Raw genomic sequence first — 19275 nt, 5'->3', positions numbered from 1 at the left:
TTGAGTAGGTTTGATTTTTCTAAGTATTGCAATGATAAGCTTTTTGCTACTTTTCCTAAACTGTTTAAGGATGATAGGTACAAAAAAATCATTCATGAAACTCTGGGAGATCCAGAATTAACGGCACATACAATATATGAAGACGTCTTTTTTGATTACGTTTTTAGCTTAATTTCTGAAGATTCTCTGAAGAATAAAGCTGAAATAAAGAAAGCCTTTGAGCTTATAGAGGAATTGGCAAATCATGAAGATATTGAGACCCGTTGTGTAGTAGATGTCAGTTTTATTGAGCCTTTATTGGCAAAACTAAAGCCAACAAGAGATATAGAAAAATATTTAGGTTCAAAATCTTTAGAAATGGCTAGAGAAATAGGGGCTTCTATGTTTGGTTTTAACCCCATAACATGGGAAAAAGAAGAGGACTAAAGATCCCATCTTTATCGGGGCAGGGCCCTAGACTGCCCGCAATACCTTTCCTCATTTAAAAGTAAAATATGCCCATTGCGAACCGCTCACCCTCTTGCATACGGTGTATGGTGAGCAGGGTGGGGTCGGTCTTAACGCCGAACAGCGCGGGGGTCTCAACCACTATAACCTGTTACTGACGGGCGATAAGTACAATGACTTCCTCGCGACAGTCCAAGCCCCCTCAATCCAAGACGGTGAGATTTCTGTCTATTCCGAAGGCGTCGCCTTAGATATCGGCATGCTCACGACCGGCACGGACAAAATCTTCTTAGGCGCGAGTGGTAGCTATGCGCAGGAACCTGTCTATGATTGGTACCAACGCCAAGAAATTAAGAAGAAACGACGGTTTAATAAACTGAGTGGCTTTGCTAAAGCCCGCCGCTTAGAAAGCAAGCACACATACCAAGTCGCTCGGCCTTGCACCACCATCTCGACGAATAAGAAAGAGATTGATCTTCCTGGTTCTTCGACCGGGAAAAGAAGGAGGATAAGAACGGCCGGGAAAGAGATTTCCGCCGCTCAAAGTCTACTCCATCGACCGTCCCTTATATTTCTCAAACCGAGCCCAGCTTCCCCCATCGCCATGCCATTCTCCTTGGGTTGCCGCTTTAGAATATTCTGTGGCTCGGTTTTCAAAAAAGTTGGCATGTTCTACGCCATTAAGCACCAATGGTAGCCAGGGGAGGGGGTGGCCCTTGAGTTGCTTGTGTCCTGTTCCTGCGTGCTCGAAATAGCCAAACAGAGGGGGGAGTTGTAGCTGTACCAACCGCCAGTCGCATATATACCGAATATAGTTTTTCATATCCGTCATAGCCATGCCGTCCACATCTCCCAAAGAAAATGCAAGCTCAATGAATTTATCCTCGAGCTGAATAATGGTTTGGGCCACATCCGTAATATCATCTTTGACCGATTGAGTGACTGAGCCTGTTTCCTTGGCCCATTCATGATACAGCTTGATCATGCTTTCGCAGTGCAAGCTTTCATCCCGCACAGACCATGAAACTACCTGGCCCATTCCCTTCATTTTATTGAATCGCGGAAAATTCATTAACATGGCAAAACTGGCAAAAAGGGATAACCCTTCGGTGAAGGCACCAAACATCGCTAGCGTGCGGGCGACATCTGCACACGTTTTAGTACCAAAGCTTTGCATATAGTCAGCCTTAGCTGTCATGGCTGTATAGTCTCGGAAAGCAGAAAACTCTGTTTGCGGCATACCTAAGGTTTTCAACAACAACGCATAGGCATCAATGTGAACGGTTTCCATATTGGTGAACGCCGCCATCATCATCTGAATTTCCAAGGGTTGGAAAATAGGTATGTAACGCTTGAAGTAGTTGTCGCTCACTTCAATATCGGACTGCGTAAAGAAGCGAAAAATTTGGGTCAACAAGTTCCGCTCTTCCGGCGTTAGACGGTCTGAAGTCCAGTCTTTTAAATCTTCGCTGAGGGGAATTTCTTCTCCCAACCAATGGATTTGTTGTTGCTTTTTCCAGGCTTGATAGGCCCAAGAATATCGGTTAATGTCATAGGTTCCGGTGCTATCGAGAAGTCCTATTTTTCCTGCGTTAATCAAAGCTCGGGGGTCAATATGGCTAAAATCTTTTTTCATAAGGGGTATTCCTATTGGCAAGCAAGGCATTCTTCGTAATCTGTCGTTTGGCTTTGCTGATGGATGGTTTTTTGTTGTGATCCAGCAAATTCTGCGCGTTGTAGAGATTTTGAGCGGCAATAATAAAGGCTTTTAACACCTTTTTCCCAGGCGGTCCAATGCAGCATTAAAAGATCCCACTTGTCGATGTCAGATTTCAAAAATAGATTTAAGGATTGGCCTTGGCAGATATAAGGAGATCTGTCGCCAGCGAATTCAATAATCCAGCGTTGGTCAATTTCAAAGGCTGTTTTAAAGATACTTTTTTCATCGGGCGTCAATCTCTCCAGATGCTGTACCGATCCTTCTTTTTCAATAATGGATTGCCAAACGGCCTCTGTATTAAGATTCTTAGCTTTCAACAAGTCTTCTAGATATTTATTCCTGACTACAAAATTACCCGACAGGGTTTTGTGATTGTAAATGTTAGCGGGGATCGGCTCGATACAGGCGCTGGTACCGCCACAAATGATGCTGATAGAGGCTGTTGGGGCAATGGCAATCTTATGGCTGAAGCGGGTTTTAAAGCCACACTCGGCGGCATCTGGACAAGCGCCCCGTTCTTCAGCTAGCTTGACCGACGCTGCATCGGCTGCTTTCTTGATATGCTTAAAGAGGCGCCTATTCCAGGATTTGGCAATCGCACTTTCAAACGGAATTCCTTTGGCTTGTAGTAAAGAATGAAAACCCATTAAGCCCAATCCGACTGAGCGTTCCCGCATGGCTGAATATTTAGCTGACTGCATGGAGTCAGGCGCTGTTTCAATAAAGTTCTGCAGGACATTATCCAAGAATCTTAAAATGTCTTCGATAATCAGAGGGTGGTCATGCCATTCATCCCATTTTTCTGCGTTTAAAGATGATAAGCAGCATACCGCTGTTCGGTCGTTGCCCAAGTGATCGATGCCCGTTGGTAAGAGGATCTCACTACATAAATTTGACATTCTGACGGACAGACCAAGTTTTTTGAGGTGTTTTGCCAGGAATTTATTGGCCGTATCCGTAAAAATAATGTAAGGCTCGCCAGTTTGCAGCCGTGTCTCCAATATCTTTTGGAATAAGAGACGTGCATTCACCATTTTGATTGGTTTTTTGGTCTTAGGGCTTAAAAGATCAAAGTCACTATCATTGATGACAGCGTGCATAAACGCGTCCGTGATATTAATGCCGTGATGCAAATTGAGGCTTTTACGATTGAAATCACCCGATGGTTTGCGGATTTCTAAGAATTCTTCTATCTCCGGATGATGGATATCCAGGTAAACGGCGGCGGATCCGCGGCGTAAGGATCCTTGACTAATGGCGAGGGTTAACGAGTCCATCACCCGAATGAAAGGAATAATCCCGGATGATTTCCCGGCGCGGCCCACTGGTTCTCCTAACCCCCGAATGCCACCCCAATAAGTGCCAACACCGCCGCCATTGGAGGCTAGAAATACATTTTCCACCCATTTGTCCACAATGGCGGGAAGGTCGTCTTGAATGGCGTTCAAAAAGCAAGAGATGGGCAATCCCCGATTGGCGCCACCATTAGACAGGATGGGCGTTGCTGGCATAAACCAGAGCCGCGAAACATAATTGTACAGCCGTTGAGCATGATGGCGGTCATCGGCATACGCACAGGCAACACGGGCAAACAGTTGTTGATAGGTCTCGCCTTCGAGAAGATAGCGGTCGTCGAGCGTAGCTTTACCAAAATCCGTGAGCAGGGTGTCGCGAGATGGATCAAGCGTAAGCACAGAGATTTTTATTTTCTGTGCTTGAGAGGGGCTGGCTTTTTTACGATACAGTTCCCTTTCTTCGAAAGTTTGCGGGAAAGGGATGGTGGTGGGATTTGGTATAAAAGGGACTAAATGTCCAAATTGATCAAAGTCATAAGATAGCGTTTGTGGTTTTGCTTGCATAATACCCTCATATTCATAAGGGCTAGGTATAGGGGAAAGTAGAGGAAATGATGGTACAGCCTCTGGCTTTCAACCGGTGCACCCCGCCCGATGTTTAGCATTCACTATATCTCTTTCGACAGAGATATGTGTTGAATCCCGACGGCAAGTCTCCTGGCTTGTGGGTCATCATCATTAAGATCGTCTTCCCGGTTTTAACCAGTGACGCGCTGATCCTATGACTTACCACCTACAGTTGCGGGGGCAGCTCCGGCTTGGGACCGGATTCCTATTTTAAGCGTTGAGTTAGCAACGCACCATCGATTCATTTATCAGTTTAGGGGGTGAAAATTTTTTAATCAAATTAAAAAATAGATATTTTTTATCTGGATGTTTTACTGTCGGGGCGTCTACAAAGTATTTCCTCTTTATTCTTCGAGTTCGAACTTAATCGGTACTGTTATAGAGTGGTTTGAAGGTGAAGCATGGAATCTCCAGCCTTTGACTTGCTCAAGGGCGGCCTGTTCTAAAATAGGATGAGCCCTAGGGTCTAAGGCTTGAACATCTTGGATTTTTCCATCAGGACAAAGGGTGAACTTAAGCATAACAGTTCCCTCTATTCCCAAGAGGCGCGCTTCCTCTGGATAGAGTGGCTTATGGTTAGTAAAGGTTAAATTCTCCCCTTTTTCTACAGGAGTAAAAGGTGTTGAGGAGGAGGATGACAGCTGGATATCCGTTTGTCTTTTAGGGGGATTGTTAGAAGGAGGACTCTCAGATTCTTTTGAGTTAGCCACGGCAGACCTTTTTGGGGGCTGAAGTGGTAATTGGAGGGCAGAGGACTGTTGCCAGTCAACCTCGATGGTGAGGGGTGTTGCGGATATTGAGGAAGGGTGATCATCACTGATCGTCATGAGGGTAAAAGGGATAGCATGGACGATCCCGGATATTAAAATAGAGCTTGTATATCCTCCGATGAAACGGTTAGTCGCCAATGGTTTTCTCCAGTCCAATAAAAATACTAATCCCTGCCTTACGAAAACCGACTGGTTCCTGAATCTTACGGTTAAACAAATTTTCGATGCGACCAAAAATAGTCAATGAATCAGAAAATTTTTTCTGGGTCTTAAAATTCACGAGCGTATAGGGTTTTGCCATAATAGGTTTATAAGTAAGGGGATGAACATCATGGCGTCGACCTGTATGAGAAACTTCCATCGTCCACAGCCAATTATCGTGGCTATAATAAACGCGTCCCGATAGCTTGCTTAACGGACGCCGTAACAACCGCTGACTGGTTACAAGATTCTTGGCTTTTGTATATGTATGGTTAATGTCTGCAGACCATCCTTTTATGCCGAGCCAGGTTAAAATTGATTCTAATCCACTGGTGCGTGCCCGCCCTATATTCGTGATTGATTTCCAATCAGGCGTTGCATCAATAAGGCCCTTTAGGTGATTGATAAAATAGGTTTCTTCCCATAAGAATTGCCCTCCAAGTCGTTGTTCAAACCCAGCTTCCCATTGATGGGCTTTTTCAGGTTTCAGTTTCGGATTACCCACAAAATAAGGTGTTTTAGCATAAAGTTGATATAAGGTTGGGGTTTTAAAGCTTGTGCTATGGCTTGCTAAGAGTTTTGTGGACTTAAAGGGGGTAATTATAATTCCTTGGCGATGGGTATTACCGTGATGAAACCGTGATATTTTATCATGACGAGCGCTGATATCAATGCCAATCCAGTGCCATTTCTTTTGCCACAGAGCGCCCAAAGCATGGGATGCTTGGTCAAAGGATGCCGTTAGGAGATTATCATGATGGCGGGCTGAATCTTTGCTGGTTTCGGCGGTAATCGATACTGAGCCTGCTTTAGAATTCTCAAACGTTTGAGCCCAATCAAACTGCTGGCGTTGTCCGTGGGTTTTTGTAAAGGCGGGATCATGGCGTGCATTACTTTGATCGGTTGTTAAATAACCAAACCCGAGTTGATGCTGCCAAAATGAGGTGGGCTTTACGGTCAAGAGAAGGCGTTGCAAAGCTTGCTGACGCTGTTGAGGGACGGCTTTTTCTCTTAGCTGATAGGATAAGCTCGCTGATGATAAACGGCTAATCCAACTCACATCAATAGCGTCATTAAACCGATGGTCAAACCGAGCCGCATAGCTGCCTTGACGATAAGGCAGTCGGGGATAATGCCCCGTCGCTTGTCGATATTCTGGCGGAGTTTGATGAATGCCGCCTGTTGCAAATCGCGAGACGCCTAAATAAAGGCCAGAATTTTTAAATCCCCCCGCTAAATGTCCATAAGCATTGATGGTTTTTTGACTACCCGTTTCAAGCCGGAGGGTTTCTTCAAAGTTTCCGGTTCCCTTGGGAGTTGTTAAAAGAATGACCCCGCCAATGGCATCCGCACCATAAAGGCTACTTTGACCACCGCGCAGCAATGTAATCATGTTAAGGTTTTGGGTTGTCAGTAAAGCAGCATCAACCGTGCCATTCGATGCTTCCGGCAAATTGATCCGCATTCCATCCAGACGAACCTGAACATGGTTTGAATTGGTCCCTCGCACGAAAATTGAGCTTTGTTGACCGATGCCCCCTGATTGGATAACCGTATAACCCGGCGTGGCGTTGATAACTTCTGTCACTTGCGTGTATTGATTCTTTTTTATTTTTTCTTGGGTGAATGTTGTCGTTTTGGTTGAGGGAGGTAGTCGAAAAGACTCATGACGTTTGGCGGTTACCACAATTGGCGTTGTAGGAGTCGCCATCGCGGATGCTATCAGAAAAGTAAAAAATAGGGGGCGGTAAATCAAGGAATTCTCCGTTTGTGATATCATCCTCACCACAACCGGATTTGGCTTCATCAGGTGCACTCGCCCATGAAAACGTGGTAATTGTTTAGCAGGTTTCCTGACTTTGTGCGTCTTCGCCTTTTCCCGTCTTCCCAGAATATAGGTTCCAGTGACATAATGGAAATTAGCTCAGCACTTACAGTTGCGAGGACAGTCGCGGACTCACACCGCGTTCCCTATCGAACATCTTTTTACGAAGACGATTGATTTCCCCAGTATAAGGGGAGACTAAACATACCAATACTATGCCGTGCCCGTCTAAATGTGTCAATTTCATTTGTAAGCTCGAGCTCCCAGCCCTGTCCTCAACTTGATTGGGGATCAAGGCCGGGAAAGGAAGGGGATAAGAACGGCCTCAAAAAAAGACTCTATAAAAATACTCTTATTTTTTAACGCTTGTGATAAAGTAATTCACATCTAAATCACGTGATAGACGCCACGACCAGTTAAGAGGGTTGAAGGACATACCGGTAATATCTTGGATTGTGAGGCTTGATTCTCTGATGCGTGTGCCAAGCTCGCTGGGTGTTAAGAACTTTTTCCAGTCATGAGTCCCTACCGGTAACCAGCGCATCACATATTCTGCGCCGACAATGGCGATGGCATAAGATTTAAGGGTCCGGTTGATGGTTGAGAAAATAACGAGCCCGCCCGGTTTAACAAGCTGCTGACAGGTTTTAATAAAACCACTGACATCAGCGACGTGCTCAATGATTTCTAAAGCTAAAACCGCATCGTATTGTTGCTGCGTTGTCGCGAGGTCTTCTGCTGTTGTACAGGTGTACTGAATGCCCAGATTCATTAAGGCTGCATGCGCCTTGGCAATCTCAATGGTTTTTTCGCTGGCATCAATTCCTGTGACGGTGGCGCCAAGGCGTGTCAGGGGTTCTGTAATTAGCCCGCCCCCACATCCAATGTCGAGAATGGATAGTCCTTGAAAGTTCAAGGATTTGTCCGTATTTTTAAAATAGTGCTGGGAAAGCTGTTTGGTAATATAGTCAAGCCGAGTAGGGTTAAGATGATGGAGGGGCTTAAAGGGACCATTTTCATCCCACCATTGGCTGCTGATTTTTGAAAATCGAGCAATTTCTGCCGGATCAAGTGTGTTTATTTTAAAATCTGACATATTTGCATGTATTACCCAGGATCGTGTATAGAATGCAGTATGACATAATAGTTGATAAGATTAAAGAGAGTCCCTGGCGTTGCGTATCATTATGAAGTTTGGCGGAACATCTGTTGCTGATATTGGTCGGTTGGAACATGTCGCCCTAAAAGTACGCCGGCAAGTGGAAGCGGGGCATCAAGTTGCCGTGGTGGTTTCAGCTATGGCGGGTGTAACAAATCAGTTAGTGGGTTATGCTAAAGCCTTGGGGGGTGTTGAATCGCTGCCCGAATATGATGCGGTCGTCTCTACGGGGGAACAAATTACCACCGCCTTATTAGCCTTGGCTTTACAGCAAATCGGCGTTCCTGCCCAATCGTTTATGGGATGGCAGATTCCGATCAAGACTGATAACTGCCACGGACGGGCGACTATACAATCCATTGAGACCCAATCCCTTGAAGTTTGCTGGAAAGAAGGAATTGTTCCCATTGTTGCCGGGTTTCAAGGTGTAAACTCACACCATCGTATTACAACTCTAGGGCGTGGCGGATCCGATACAACAGCTGTGGCGATTGCTGCTGCCGTTAAGGCCGATCGCTGTGATATTTATACGGATGTGGATGGCGTTTATACGGCGGATCCGCGTATAGTGCCCTTTGCTCGTAAGCTGGATGAAATATCCTATGCTGAGATGCTAGAATTAGCCGCGCAAGGCGCAAAGGTTTTACATCCGCGATCCGTTGGGAAGGCGATGATGTCAGATGTACCCGTTCAGGTTCTCTCTAGCTTTGAGGATAAACCGGGAACGATGGTTACGAGTTCGGCTCAGTTGGTCGAGGTCGGCATCAGTGGGGTTACCCACAGCACGGGGTGGCTTAAACTAACTGTAGGTGTGGGTGATAAACTATCAACCAATATTAAGAAAGTTCGGTCCCTTTTAGGAAAGGCTGACATCCCTCATGAAATGATGGTCATGAATATGATCCAGGGTGGCCATATTGACTTGTTTATTCCTCATGGGCATTTGACCTGGGTGCTGATGGTCTTAGAGGAGCATAAGATTGCCTCAGAATCACAAATTTCTGTGATATCGGATCTTGCTAAGGTAACTCTTGTGGGGCGGGGGCTTATTACAGAAAACGGATATAGCCAAAAACTGTTGCAAGCTATGAAAAACCTTGACTTTTCAACTTATCTTGCTACGCTAACAACACAAAAGTTTAGCATCGGAGTTCATGAAGCTCAAGCTTGTGAGCTGGTGCGTTATTTACATTATCATTTTAATCTGGATCAAATCAATGACAACTCTCCAAAAACTATGGCAGCGGGGCTGTGACTTTTTAGGGACAGAAGCTGCAATTCTTGGTGGCGCCATGAGCTGGGTTTCGGAACGCCATCTTGTTTCTGCAATTTCTAATGCTGGTGGCTTTGGTGTTATCGCCTGTGGGGCAATGCCCGTTGATCTTTTGGATCACGAAATTAAAGCGACTCAATCCTTAACGTCCAAACCTTTTGGTGTCAATCTCATCACAATGCACCCACAACTGATGGAATTGATTGATGTTTGTGTTAATAATAAGGTTAGCCATATTGTTCTGGCTGGAGGCTTACCACCCGCTGATGCTATTGCTAAAATTAAGGCGGCCAATATTAAGTTGATGTGCTTTGCCCCCACATTGACTTTGGCCAAAAAGTTGATCCGTTTAGGGGTGGATGCTCTCGTCATTGAAGGTAATGAAGCGGGCGGTCATATCGGTCCGGTCTCCACCAGTGTTTTGACTCAAGAGATTTTGCCCCATATTACTGAGGTGCCCGTGTTTGTCGCTGGTGGTATTGGCCGTGGGGAGACAATTGCTAATTATTTATTGATGGGCGCTTCCGGTGTACAGTTGGGCACACGGTTTGTCTGTGCGACAGAATGCCAAGCTCACCCCGCTTTCAAGAAAGCCTTTTTGCGAGCGAGTGCTCGCGACGCCATAGCCTCCGTTCAACTTGATTCACGCTTGCCCGTTATTCCTGTGCGTGCCTTACAGAATGCCGCCTCTATCAAGTTCGCAGAATTTCAACGCGATATGATTGTTAAGCTGGATCAGGGGAGTATCGACCTTAAAGATGCTCAGCTTGAAGTCGAGCATTTCTGGGGAGGCGCTCTCCGCCGAGCTGTTGTGGAAGGCGATGTAGAGAATGGATCTGTTATGGCAGGTCAGAGTGTCGGAATGGTTAAGGAAGAGCAATCAACACAAGGTATCCTGAGTGAATTAGTCGCGCAAGCTGCTACATTTTTATCGCGCGGTTGATTTGTTGGTAATTTTGGATACCTTTATAGGTACACTGTGCTTATACTCTCATACTCTCAGAAAGGAACCCCATGAAAAAAATTTTGTTATCGGCTGTTGGAGTCTGTGCTGTTGTTGCTGCGGCCGGGTATTATTTAGCCGTTGAAAAATTTGCAACTGAAGCCGAATACTTTAAAGAGTCTTTGGCAACATCGGATATGTTTAAAACCAAGGCGGTCAGCATTGATAAGTATAAATTTCAAATTGTCGTAGATGGGCTGTCCATTGATTTGGTCAACCATCTTCAAAACATTCCAGTAATGATGCCAGAAGCAAACTTCGGCCAGATCCAGTTAGAGATCAATACTCCCCTTAAATTACAGTATACGCCAATTTTAAATAAGCTAACACTGCTGACGCCAGCCACCAGTTATGAAATTACAAGCGTAATTGCTGGTAAGTCTTTGGCCATGGAGGTTGAGGGAGATACAGGCGCCGCTGTCCTAAATTTGTCCCATATTCCCAGTTTAAAAGGCAAAAGTTTAACTGATTTCATGGCAGAATATGTCGATAAGACTTCTGTTTACACAGGGCATTATATTTTGAAAAGCAAGGGAGCCGACCAGCCTATGGCATCTGTCGATCAATCTCATTCGCTTTTCACCAGCGAAAAGTCTGCTGTTGGTAAAAAGGTTACATATGATTACGATACAAAAGGCATTAAAATAGAGATGGGTGAAATTTTTAAACTTATTCAGCCCTTATTGCCTAAGCAACCTGATGCCCCAAATCTATCTAATTTTTATGCGCCTATAGCTGGTTTTACAGATGCTAAGCGGGATATGAAAGGGCAGGTGTCTTTTGATGGTAATATAAGCCAAATTATTGCAGACTTTAAAGCGATGTTGGCTTCTCAAGGTCATGTGGTAGATTTGTTCAAGTCCTTCATGGGATCGACGGTTGAAGCTACCTCAGAAGATTTAATGTTGGGATCGTCGTTGAATACTGAAGTAAAAATTAAATTACCACAAGAGGGTGAAGAAACTGATGCTGAGCTAAAATATCGAGTCGACGGCGAAGTTAGCTCCCAATTGCAAGCTGTTTTGCCCAAAGCAATCTTCCAGCGTCTCAAAGTCATTAAACCGGATATCGATTTAACGGAAGATGCTTTCCAGGCTCTTACTCCTAATTTAGTATCGCTTGGCAAAATCGTTGTAGATCTTGAGGCAAAGGGGAATTTTGAGAAAAAATTAGGTACGGCCAAGTTGGACGTGTCAACCACAGATTATGGGGTGTATGCTAAAGCCACTGTTGGCCAGGATAATATGGTTATTAATGTGAAAGTTAAGAATTATGATGCTTTATTGCGTGATTTGCAAACTTATATCCAAAAAGTAGCGGACCACCCTGAGATGGCGAAGAAGTTTACGCCAGAACAGAAGGCCCAGATTCCCACTTATTCTGAGCTAGCAAAGACGACACTTAAGAGTATGGGTAAGGAAGAAGTTATTGACGGAAAGCCTTCCATTGTTATTGAGCAAACAATTCCAACGGCGTTATTAGGAGTTATAGCAGCTGGTGTGCCGGCTGCTCCATCAAAAACGGAATAAATGAGCCTTTGATTTAATAAAAAGCCGATCTTTTGATCGGTTTTTTTCTTATGAGAGCCTTGCAAATTGTATGATAAAGTTTTACAAAAAAATATGTAGTAATAAATAGAGATAATTTTTATGAAAATCTTCAGAGAGCTGCTGCTAGCGACTATTCTTATCTGTCCTATTCTTGCGGAAAGCCAATCCGGTTCTTCTAATAGTGAGGAAGAAACTGCAGTGGGCGAAGTTAATGATCCGTTAGAGCCTTTTAACAGAGGTATGTATGCGGTTAACAGTGTCATTGATGGTTTGGTGATGAAGCCATTAGCAATTGCGTGGCGCTTAGTCTTGCCTCAGCCAGCCCGCGATGGAGCAGGGCACGTTTTGACTAATCTTAAGTCTCCAATCACAGCGACCAATCATTTATTGCAAGGGGAGCCAAAACAAGCGGCAACAGCGGTAGCTCGTTTTTTTATTAATACGACAGTTGGTATCTTAGGGATATTTGATGCGGCTGCTGATCTGGGGTTGCCAGGAGAAGAAACAAGCTTTAATGAAACATTGGGTGTGTGGGGTGTTAATACTGGTCCATATTTAATTATCCCGATCCTTGGGCCATCAAGCGTGCGCCATGTGGTAGGGATGGGGGGCGATTATTTCATGCAACCCTACAACTATTACTTTAATGGTGATAGTCATCATGGCGATTCTTGGGTCCCCACAGCTATAGCGGGCGTTGATGCGATTCACCATAGAAACCTAGTTCTCGAATCTGTTGACGATGTGGTGGACAACGCAGCAGATCCCTATGCAACTTTCCGCAGTGCCTACTTTCAATATCAATCACATCGCTTAAAAAAGCGAAAAGAGCGGCACTCTGCAAAGTGATAAGACTCAGGAAAACCGGCCTTAAAATAGTCCGGTTTTTTTATTGATGAGACTCAAGGGATTCAAAATAAATAGTGTGTTTTTCAGCCTAAGAAAAATCCTGCAGAATAATCATGTCCTGTCTATTAAGAAAAATTCTGTAAGAAAATAACTTTCCTATTGCAAACTTATCTATTTACACTACTTCTATTGAAGGCATCGATGATGTTTTACAAATTAAAAAATGTTGATATGTCTATTTTTGGTCGATTTGTATCAGAACGTTAACCAATAAAGTATGAAATATAATTGGGTGAATAGAAATGAAGTCAGTCTCAAAAAAAATATTGTTCCTTGGCATGGTATCTACTTTGTTGGTAGGGTGTATGACAAGAGAAGATGAATTGGCGCGGTATCGACAAACCTGTTTCTCCTATGGATTTGAATATGGAAGCGATGCTTTTTCGAAGTGTATGTTAGAGCAAGAACGTATGGATCGGGAAGATCAGCGTCAGCAAGAAAAGTTGCGTCATAAACAGCGGGCAATGGGAACCTCTTCATCTAGGACTGACTATGACGCCATAACAGGTTATCATAACACCCGTAATGCCTCCCACTCTAACAGGGCAACTGTTCAAAATAGAACTGTTTTCAATTCTGCACCCTCTCATGATTCATACAGCAGTTATAGAGGAGATACGCTAAGAGATTCTTCTATAAAGGAAATGAAGGCTAGGACTGCCGAGCGTGATGCTCGCTTAAGAAAAGAAACTGCGCGGGCAGAGCAACTTAGAAAAGACGAAGCGTTAGCTCGCAAACTCCAGGCTGAAGAAGATCGGAAGGCAGAGCAAATTAGAAAAGATGAGGCGTTAGCCCGCAAACTTCAAGCCGAAGAAGACAGACGAGCAGAGCAAATCAGGAAAGATGAAGCGTTGGCTCGTAAACTTCAAGCTGAAGAAGGCAGACGAGCAGAGCAAATCAGGAAAGATGAAGCGTTGGCTCGTAAACTTCAAGCTGAAGAAGGCAGACGAGCAGAGCAAATTAAAAATGATGAAGCGTTGGCCCGTAAACTTCAAGCTGAAGAAAATGCTAAAGCTGACATTCGATAAGCGATAATTCATAGCACTGGGTCTGCCGTTTGGAAGGAAAGCTTCTAAGCGGTAGATCCTCCTTCAGGTAAGATGAGGTTTTTTTGAGGATTGCCCTTTTGAAGAGAGGTATCGAAAATACTTCTATGAGTAATTTTTTCTACTAATTTCCACTGAATTTTTTGAAGGTTTAATGGTAAAGATATGGCACTCAGTCGTTTAAAAGGATATGAGATAATATTTGGCCCAGATATAATCAGTGTTTTTCAAGAGAGCCTCTCTCAACCTGATATGATAGAGTTTAGTAAATGGTATCAATCTAATGTTTTCCTTAAAAAAATTTAAGGCGGATCGAGTATAAAAAACTGGTACAAAAAAGAATTTAAAGTTTACCTTTACATCTACCCCCTTAATAGTTTAAAAATCACAGAAAATATAAAAATTTTAAAATTTAATATCCTGATGGGAATAAATTAAAATGAAAATTCAATATTCTAATAGTGTCAAAAAAAATATTTTTCTTGTTGCAATGGCTTCTTTAATGGGAGGAACTACCCTGGACGCTATGGATGCAGAAGGATCTTTCTCAACGCATAATCCGTCACAGCAATTTATTGGTAATTATGGGGAAAAAGCTCATAAAAAATTTCAGCAGATGACGCCTCAAATTATTGATGGAGTCTTTCAATTTCTTACCACAGAATTAACTAAGCCATCTAAGCCCGACATTCAAGACCTTGTCGATTTTGTAGGTCAAAAACGGGCGGGGGTTGCAACAAAGGTTCGTAGTAAAAATGAGAAATTATTTGGAAAATCACGCCGTTTTAAAGATGGGTATCGCGGTTGTGGAGATTTGACACCTCTTTATCCTGATACTTATCCCACATGGCGCTCTCAACTCTCTGACCATCTAACACCAATTTTACAGGAAATGAGTAAAGAAGGTACAGCGACTAAAGAGATCTTTTACCCACCATCTAAACCAAGATCTAAATTATCTATCTCAATTCAGCCTTTTTCAGCTTATGATCTCACTCATTTGGAAAAAGAAAATTGCAAAACTAATCCAAGCGCAGAACAATTTCAAAAATTAGCTGATCACATGGCTATCTTTGATAAGAAGGTGCTAGAGATCGAGGCTTCTGTATGGGGTGCAGAGGAAGCAAAGAGGCGAGGATTAGAGATGCATGCTCAATGGGAGAATGCTTACGCCATTAAAGCTGCTTTCTTTTTAAAAATGGGCGACAGCTTTGCTCCTACCAGTTCAGTTTTTATGCGCTATTTAAAAGATAATAGTTCTCAGCACCCTCAAGGTCTTTCGTCGGCTATTGTAGAGAATCTTATGAGGGAAGGAGCCATGATTTACCAACATACCTTGCAGACTCATCTTCCAACAATTGAAGTAGCTTTAGGCCAGTACTATAAGCTTATTTTGGAATGGCAGCCCAATGATAAAAAATTCCCCGAACAAAATGAAAAAAGTTTGTTAACCTTATTGGGTGGCTTTCACTATATATTTGACCACCTTATGCCTTATCAAAGAGGAAGGGCGGCAGGAGCTGAATGGGCAACGCAGGCGCTAGGTCGTTTAAAGGGGTATGAGTTAAGGCTTGATAAAGAGGTGACCAGTGTTGTCCAGGAAGATTTATCTCAACCTAGTTTTCCAGAGTTTATTAAGTGGTATCAATCTAACGTTTTCCTTAAAAAATTTCATTAAGACAGGGATGGTATAAAAATCTTGTATGGAAGGGGCGAGGAGTAGTTTTACTTTTCCTCTTTTTATGTATCGATCTAAAAGTTGCTTTATTAAGGATAAAAGGCGAAATTTTTTAAATCCTTCAAAGAGTTAGTGCTCTATATACTGAAGAAATTTTTCAGCCATGCTGAGACAAAACCTTAAACTGAAGGCACACCGACTTTTGGTTGATAAACTGCCCACCTTTGACCCTTACTTTTAATGGTCAAAGGTGGTGGTTACCTTTAGAAATCGCGTTGGAGCCGTTCACGGCGTTCGTGCCGTTCCTGGGCTTCAATGGATAAGGTGGCGATGGGGCGTGCTTCTAAGCGTCTAACGCTAATTGGATCCCCTGTTTCTTCGCAATAACCATAACTTCCATCTTCAATGCGGCGTAAGGCTTCTTCAATCTTGTTGATCAGTTTGCGTTCACGGTCGCGAGCTCTAAGCTCAATGGCCCTGTCAGCTTCATTTGCCGCAGAATCAACAATATCTGCCTCCGCAATTGCTTCGACTTGCAAATTATTGATTGTTTCGGACGATTCTTTTAAAAGCTGTTCACGCCACGACAATAATCTTTGTTTAAAATATTCTCGTTGCGTCGAGTTCATGAACTCTTCATCATCGCTCGGACGATAGGTGATGGAAAGGGTTTTATTCATTTCATGCTCCATACAAACAAAGCAGTACCTGTAATATTTAGGTTGCATAAAATTTTACTAATTGTCTACATATTTATTTTAATGAGAGATAAAAAGTAATTTTTTTCTTATTCCTGCATGCGCAGCTGTCGTATTATGCGATTTTGGGGAACTATATGGAGGTTTAAGAGAATTTTTGAATGAACACTATGTCCGCGGCTATCGGCTTAGCAATAGGAGGGTGTGATTCCGTTGGGTATCAATGGATGTGCTTGCCTTTTTGACTATAAGTGCTTATAAAAAACATAGAAAATATAAGAGGTATAAGGAAGCAATGACAAATAAAACAGATCAAGATAAGACGCCTGGCACGCCTGTTGAAGATATCGTTGATATTTCAACTCAAGCCGAAGAAAAGGAAGATCTTCAAAGTCAATTAGACAAAATGAAAGACCAGTGGTTGCGAGCCGTTGCTGAATTAGAAAATACACGTAAAAGAGCACAAAAAGATCGTGAAGATGCCTTAAAATATGCGGCGACAAACTTTTCTCGGGATATTTTAGGGGTTTACGACAGTCTTGCTCGGGCAGCCGATATGATTGCCACCGTTGATCAAGCATCCGAAGAGAACAAAGGATTTATCGATGGCGTCAATTTAACGCTTTCTGAATTAAATAATATATTTGGGCGCCATGGGATCCAAAAGGTTGATCCTTTGAAACAGGCGTTTGATCCTAATTTTCATCAAGCTATGTTTGAGGTCCCCACCAATGATGTTGAACCCGGGACGGTTGTTCAGGTCATGCAAATAGGTTTTACCATTCACGATCGCTTGTTGCGACCAGCTCTTGTAGGTGTTTCAAAGAAGGCGGATTAAAGGACTTTTTTGATTAAGCTGTGTGTCATGATCTTATAGTGCCCTTATTTTTGTCTTTATTTTCTGAAAAATGGCGAAGAGCTCTAAAGGACGATTAGGGATTTATGGAGAATTTTGAGTCATTTGCTAAGTCCAGTGGCTCAAAATGTTTTCCCTTAAGAAGGAAGTAAAATCTAATTCTTAGTGCAGAAACTTGACAAAACCTGAGCTCCCCCCTATATTGTTAGCAGAGTAAGGTCATGGCTGCTAATTTTATCAGCCATTGCAAAACAAGTTTTAAATGGAGAGTCAAAATGGCAAAAGTGATAGGGATTGACCTTGGAACGACAAACTCTTGTGTTGCTGTCATGGATGGCGACAAGCCAAGGATTATTGAAAATACAGAGGGAACACGCACAACGCCGTCGATGGTGGCATTTTCTTCAAGTGGGGAACGGTTAGTTGGCCAATCTGCAAAACGCCAAGCCGTCACCAATCCAGATAATACGTTGTTTGCGATTAAGCGTTTAATTGGACGTCGTTTTGAAGATCCAATGACTCAAAAAGATATAGGTCTTGTGCCTTACAAAATTATTAAGGCAGATAATGGTGATGCATGGGTTGAAGCCCATGATGAAAAGATGAGCCCAAGTCAAATCAGCGCGATGATCCTCAAGAAAATGAAAGAAACCGCTGAGGCTTATTTAGGCGAACCTGTCACCCAGGCTGTTATTACCGTTCCGGCTTACTTTAATGACTCTCAACGACAAGCAACCAAGGATGCCGGGCAAATTGCGGGTCTAGAAGTTCTGCGTATCATTAACGAGCCAACAGCGGCAGCGCTTGCCTATGGGCTTGAGAAAAAAGAATCTGGTATTATTGCGGTTTATGACTTGGGCGGTGGTACCTTTGACGTTTCAATTCTTGAAATTGGTGATGGTGTTTTCGAAGTTAAGTCAACGAATGGTGATACATTCTTAGGGGGTGAAGACTTTGATAGCCGTATTATTGAATATCTAGCGGACGAATTTAAGAAAGAAACTGGGATTGACTTGCGTAACGATAGCTTGGCGCTGCAACGCTTGAAAGAAGCAGCTGAAAAGGCCAAGATTGAGCTATCGTCTGCGACTCAGACGGATGTCAATTTGCCGTTCATTACCGCGGATGCCTCGGGTCCAAAGCACTTGAATATTAAGCTGACACGAGCAAAGTTGGAATCATTGGTTGAAGAGCTTGTTCAACGCACCATCAACCCCTGTAAAGCAGCCTTAAAAGATGCTGGCTTGCAGGCAAGTGACATTGATGAGGTTATTCTTGTTGGTGGTATGACACGAATGCCAAAAATTATTGAAACTGTGAAAAATCTATTTGGTAAGGAACCCCACCGTGGTGTTAACCCCGATGAAGTTGTTGCAGCTGGTGCCGCCATTCAAGGGGCAGTGCTGAAGGGTGATGTTAAAGATGTTCTATTGCTTGACGTAACACCGTTGTCCTTGGGTATTGAAACTTTGGGCGGCGTGTTTACGCGCTTAATTGATCGCAACACAACCATTCCAACCCGGAAAAGCCAAGTTTTCTCAACAGCTGATGATAATCAAACAGCAGTGACAATCCGGGTGTTCCAAGGGGAACGAGAAATGGCTGCTGATAACAAGCTATTGGGCCAATTTGACTTAGTTGGATTGCCAGCTGCACCGCGGGGCGTGCCTCAAATTGAAGTTACCTTTGACATTGATGCTAACGGTATCGTCAATGTATCGGCAAAAGACAAGGCAACCAATAAGGAGCAACAGATTCGCATCCAAGCGTCTGGTGGGTTAAGCGATGATGAAATTCAACGCATGGTTAAGGAGGCTGAAGCGAATGCCGAAGCTGACAAAACCCGTCGCGAAGTTGTTGAGGCAAAGAATCACGCTGAAAGTATGGCTCATACAACAGAAAAAACTTTGTCGGAACATGGTGATAAGATTTCTGCTGACGATAAGGCTGCCATTGAAAAAGATCTTGAAGCCTTAAAGCAATCATTGACAAGTGATAATGCAGAAGATATCAAGGCAAAAACCAATACATTGATGCAATCATCCATGAAATTAGGTGAAGCGATGTACAAGGCCCAGCAAGCAGAAGGGGCTTCAGAATCTCCTGAAGCTGCGGCTGCTGATGATCAGGGAACAGTCGTTGACGCAGAGTACGAGGACATGCATGATGAGTCTAAGAAAAAGTCTTAAGCTAAAACGAACTGAGCTGTGATTTTTCT

General features: G+C 43.4%; 15 protein-coding genes and 2 riboswitches. Of the genes, 9 read left to right on the top strand and 6 right to left on the bottom strand.

Annotated elements, in window-relative coordinates:
- A complete protein-coding gene (locus ID47_RS04450) occupies window positions 1–426 on the top strand; it encodes a DUF7674 family protein (RefSeq protein WP_038464333.1) in 426 nt (141 codons plus the stop codon).
- A 568-nt stretch (window positions 427–994) separates the two neighbouring features.
- Here ID47_RS04450 and ID47_RS04445 read toward each other — a convergent pair.
- From ID47_RS04445 to ubiG, 5 genes are all read right to left on the bottom strand, one after another.
- Window positions 995–2083 (bottom strand): ribonucleotide-diphosphate reductase subunit beta, encoded by a 1089-nt coding sequence (locus tag ID47_RS04445; protein ID WP_038464330.1) that lies wholly within the window; start codon window positions 2081–2083, stop codon window positions 995–997.
- A gap of 11 nt (window positions 2084–2094) precedes the next feature.
- Complete coding sequence (locus ID47_RS04440) at window positions 2095–4026, bottom strand: ribonucleoside-diphosphate reductase subunit alpha (protein ID WP_038464327.1); 1932 nt, start codon at window positions 4024–4026, stop codon at window positions 2095–2097.
- Window positions 4027–4152: 126 nt separating this feature from the next.
- Window positions 4153–4342, bottom strand: a riboswitch (cobalamin riboswitch).
- Between the two features lie 91 nt (window positions 4343–4433).
- On the bottom strand, window positions 4434–4997 hold the full coding sequence (locus ID47_RS04435) for an energy transducer TonB (protein WP_038464324.1): 564 nt from the start codon (window positions 4995–4997) through the stop codon (window positions 4434–4436).
- Window positions 4987–6816, bottom strand: coding sequence for a TonB-dependent receptor plug domain-containing protein (locus tag ID47_RS04430; protein WP_038464321.1), 1830 nt, complete (start codon window positions 6814–6816; stop codon window positions 4987–4989). Before ID47_RS04430 ends, ID47_RS04435 begins: the two co-directional genes overlap by 11 nt.
- Before the next feature lie 70 nt (window positions 6817–6886).
- A riboswitch (cobalamin riboswitch) is annotated at window positions 6887–7075 on the bottom strand.
- A 162-nt stretch (window positions 7076–7237) separates the two neighbouring features.
- Window positions 7238–7981, bottom strand: a complete 744-nt coding sequence (ubiG, locus tag ID47_RS04425) for a bifunctional 2-polyprenyl-6-hydroxyphenol methylase/3-demethylubiquinol 3-O-methyltransferase UbiG (RefSeq protein ID WP_038464318.1) — start codon at window positions 7979–7981, stop codon at window positions 7238–7240.
- 91 nt (window positions 7982–8072) lie between these two features.
- On the opposite strand from ubiG, the gene ID47_RS04420 reads away from it, so the two are divergent.
- From ID47_RS04420 to ID47_RS04395, 6 genes are all read left to right on the top strand, one after another.
- A complete protein-coding gene (locus tag ID47_RS04420) occupies window positions 8073–9299 on the top strand; it encodes an aspartate kinase (RefSeq protein ID WP_038464315.1) in 1227 nt (408 codons plus the stop codon).
- Window positions 9262–10260, top strand: coding sequence for an NAD(P)H-dependent flavin oxidoreductase (locus ID47_RS04415; protein WP_038464312.1), 999 nt, complete (start codon window positions 9262–9264; stop codon window positions 10258–10260). The genes ID47_RS04420 and ID47_RS04415 overlap by 38 nt, the downstream gene beginning before the upstream one ends.
- Before the next feature lie 71 nt (window positions 10261–10331).
- Window positions 10332–11849, top strand: coding sequence for a hypothetical protein (locus ID47_RS04410; protein WP_038464309.1), 1518 nt, complete (start codon window positions 10332–10334; stop codon window positions 11847–11849).
- Between the two features lie 120 nt (window positions 11850–11969).
- A complete protein-coding gene (locus ID47_RS04405) occupies window positions 11970–12719 on the top strand; it encodes an MlaA family lipoprotein (RefSeq protein ID WP_051908583.1) in 750 nt (249 codons plus the stop codon).
- Window positions 12720–13021: 302 nt separating this feature from the next.
- On the top strand, window positions 13022–13807 hold the full coding sequence (locus ID47_RS11630; protein WP_156956648.1) for a hypothetical protein: 786 nt from the start codon (window positions 13022–13024) through the stop codon (window positions 13805–13807).
- 457 nt (window positions 13808–14264) lie between these two features.
- Window positions 14265–15503: a hypothetical protein gene (locus ID47_RS04395; RefSeq protein WP_038464306.1), complete on the top strand. Its 1239-nt coding sequence runs from the start codon at window positions 14265–14267 to the stop codon at window positions 15501–15503.
- Between the two features lie 263 nt (window positions 15504–15766).
- Here the strand turns inward: ID47_RS04395 and dksA are convergent, their stop codons facing one another.
- Window positions 15767–16183: an RNA polymerase-binding protein DksA gene (dksA, locus tag ID47_RS04390; protein ID WP_038464303.1), complete on the bottom strand. Its 417-nt coding sequence runs from the start codon at window positions 16181–16183 to the stop codon at window positions 15767–15769.
- 313 nt (window positions 16184–16496) lie between these two features.
- Here dksA and ID47_RS04385 point away from each other — a divergent pair, with 313 nt between their 5' ends.
- Window positions 16497–17039, top strand: a complete 543-nt coding sequence (locus tag ID47_RS04385) for a nucleotide exchange factor GrpE (protein ID WP_038467117.1) — start codon at window positions 16497–16499, stop codon at window positions 17037–17039.
- Between the two features lie 293 nt (window positions 17040–17332).
- On the top strand, window positions 17333–19246 hold the full coding sequence (dnaK, locus tag ID47_RS04380) for a molecular chaperone DnaK (RefSeq protein ID WP_038464300.1): 1914 nt from the start codon (window positions 17333–17335) through the stop codon (window positions 19244–19246).
- Window positions 19247–19275: the final 29 nt, after the last annotated feature.

Origin of the sequence: Candidatus Paracaedibacter acanthamoebae, assembly GCF_000742835.1 — a bacterium.
Taxonomy (GTDB): domain Bacteria; phylum Pseudomonadota; class Alphaproteobacteria; order Paracaedibacterales; family Paracaedibacteraceae; genus Paracaedibacter; species Paracaedibacter acanthamoebae.
This window is presented reverse-complemented; position numbering and strand designations above follow the sequence as displayed.

Coding starts and splice junctions, on each gene's coding strand:
- ID47_RS04405 (WP_051908583.1), top strand. CDS start 11,970: ATGAAAATCTTCAGAGAGCTGCTGCTAGCGACTATTCTTATCTGTCCT.
- ID47_RS04445 (WP_038464330.1), bottom strand. CDS start 2,083: ATGAAAAAAGATTTTAGCCATATTGACCCCCGAGCTTTGATTAACGCA.
- ID47_RS04385 (WP_038467117.1), top strand. CDS start 16,497: ATGACAAATAAAACAGATCAAGATAAGACGCCTGGCACGCCTGTTGAA.
- ID47_RS04410 (WP_038464309.1), top strand. CDS start 10,332: ATGAAAAAAATTTTGTTATCGGCTGTTGGAGTCTGTGCTGTTGTTGCT.
- ID47_RS04420 (WP_038464315.1), top strand. CDS start 8,073: ATGAAGTTTGGCGGAACATCTGTTGCTGATATTGGTCGGTTGGAACAT.
- ID47_RS04415 (WP_038464312.1), top strand. CDS start 9,262: ATGACAACTCTCCAAAAACTATGGCAGCGGGGCTGTGACTTTTTAGGG.
- dnaK (WP_038464300.1), top strand. CDS start 17,333: ATGGCAAAAGTGATAGGGATTGACCTTGGAACGACAAACTCTTGTGTT.
- dksA (WP_038464303.1), bottom strand. CDS start 16,183: ATGAATAAAACCCTTTCCATCACCTATCGTCCGAGCGATGATGAAGAG.
- ID47_RS04395 (WP_038464306.1), top strand. CDS start 14,265: ATGAAAATTCAATATTCTAATAGTGTCAAAAAAAATATTTTTCTTGTT.
- ID47_RS11630 (WP_156956648.1), top strand. CDS start 13,022: ATGAAGTCAGTCTCAAAAAAAATATTGTTCCTTGGCATGGTATCTACT.
- ID47_RS04440 (WP_038464327.1), bottom strand. CDS start 4,026: ATGCAAGCAAAACCACAAACGCTATCTTATGACTTTGATCAATTTGGA.
- ubiG (WP_038464318.1), bottom strand. CDS start 7,981: ATGTCAGATTTTAAAATAAACACACTTGATCCGGCAGAAATTGCTCGA.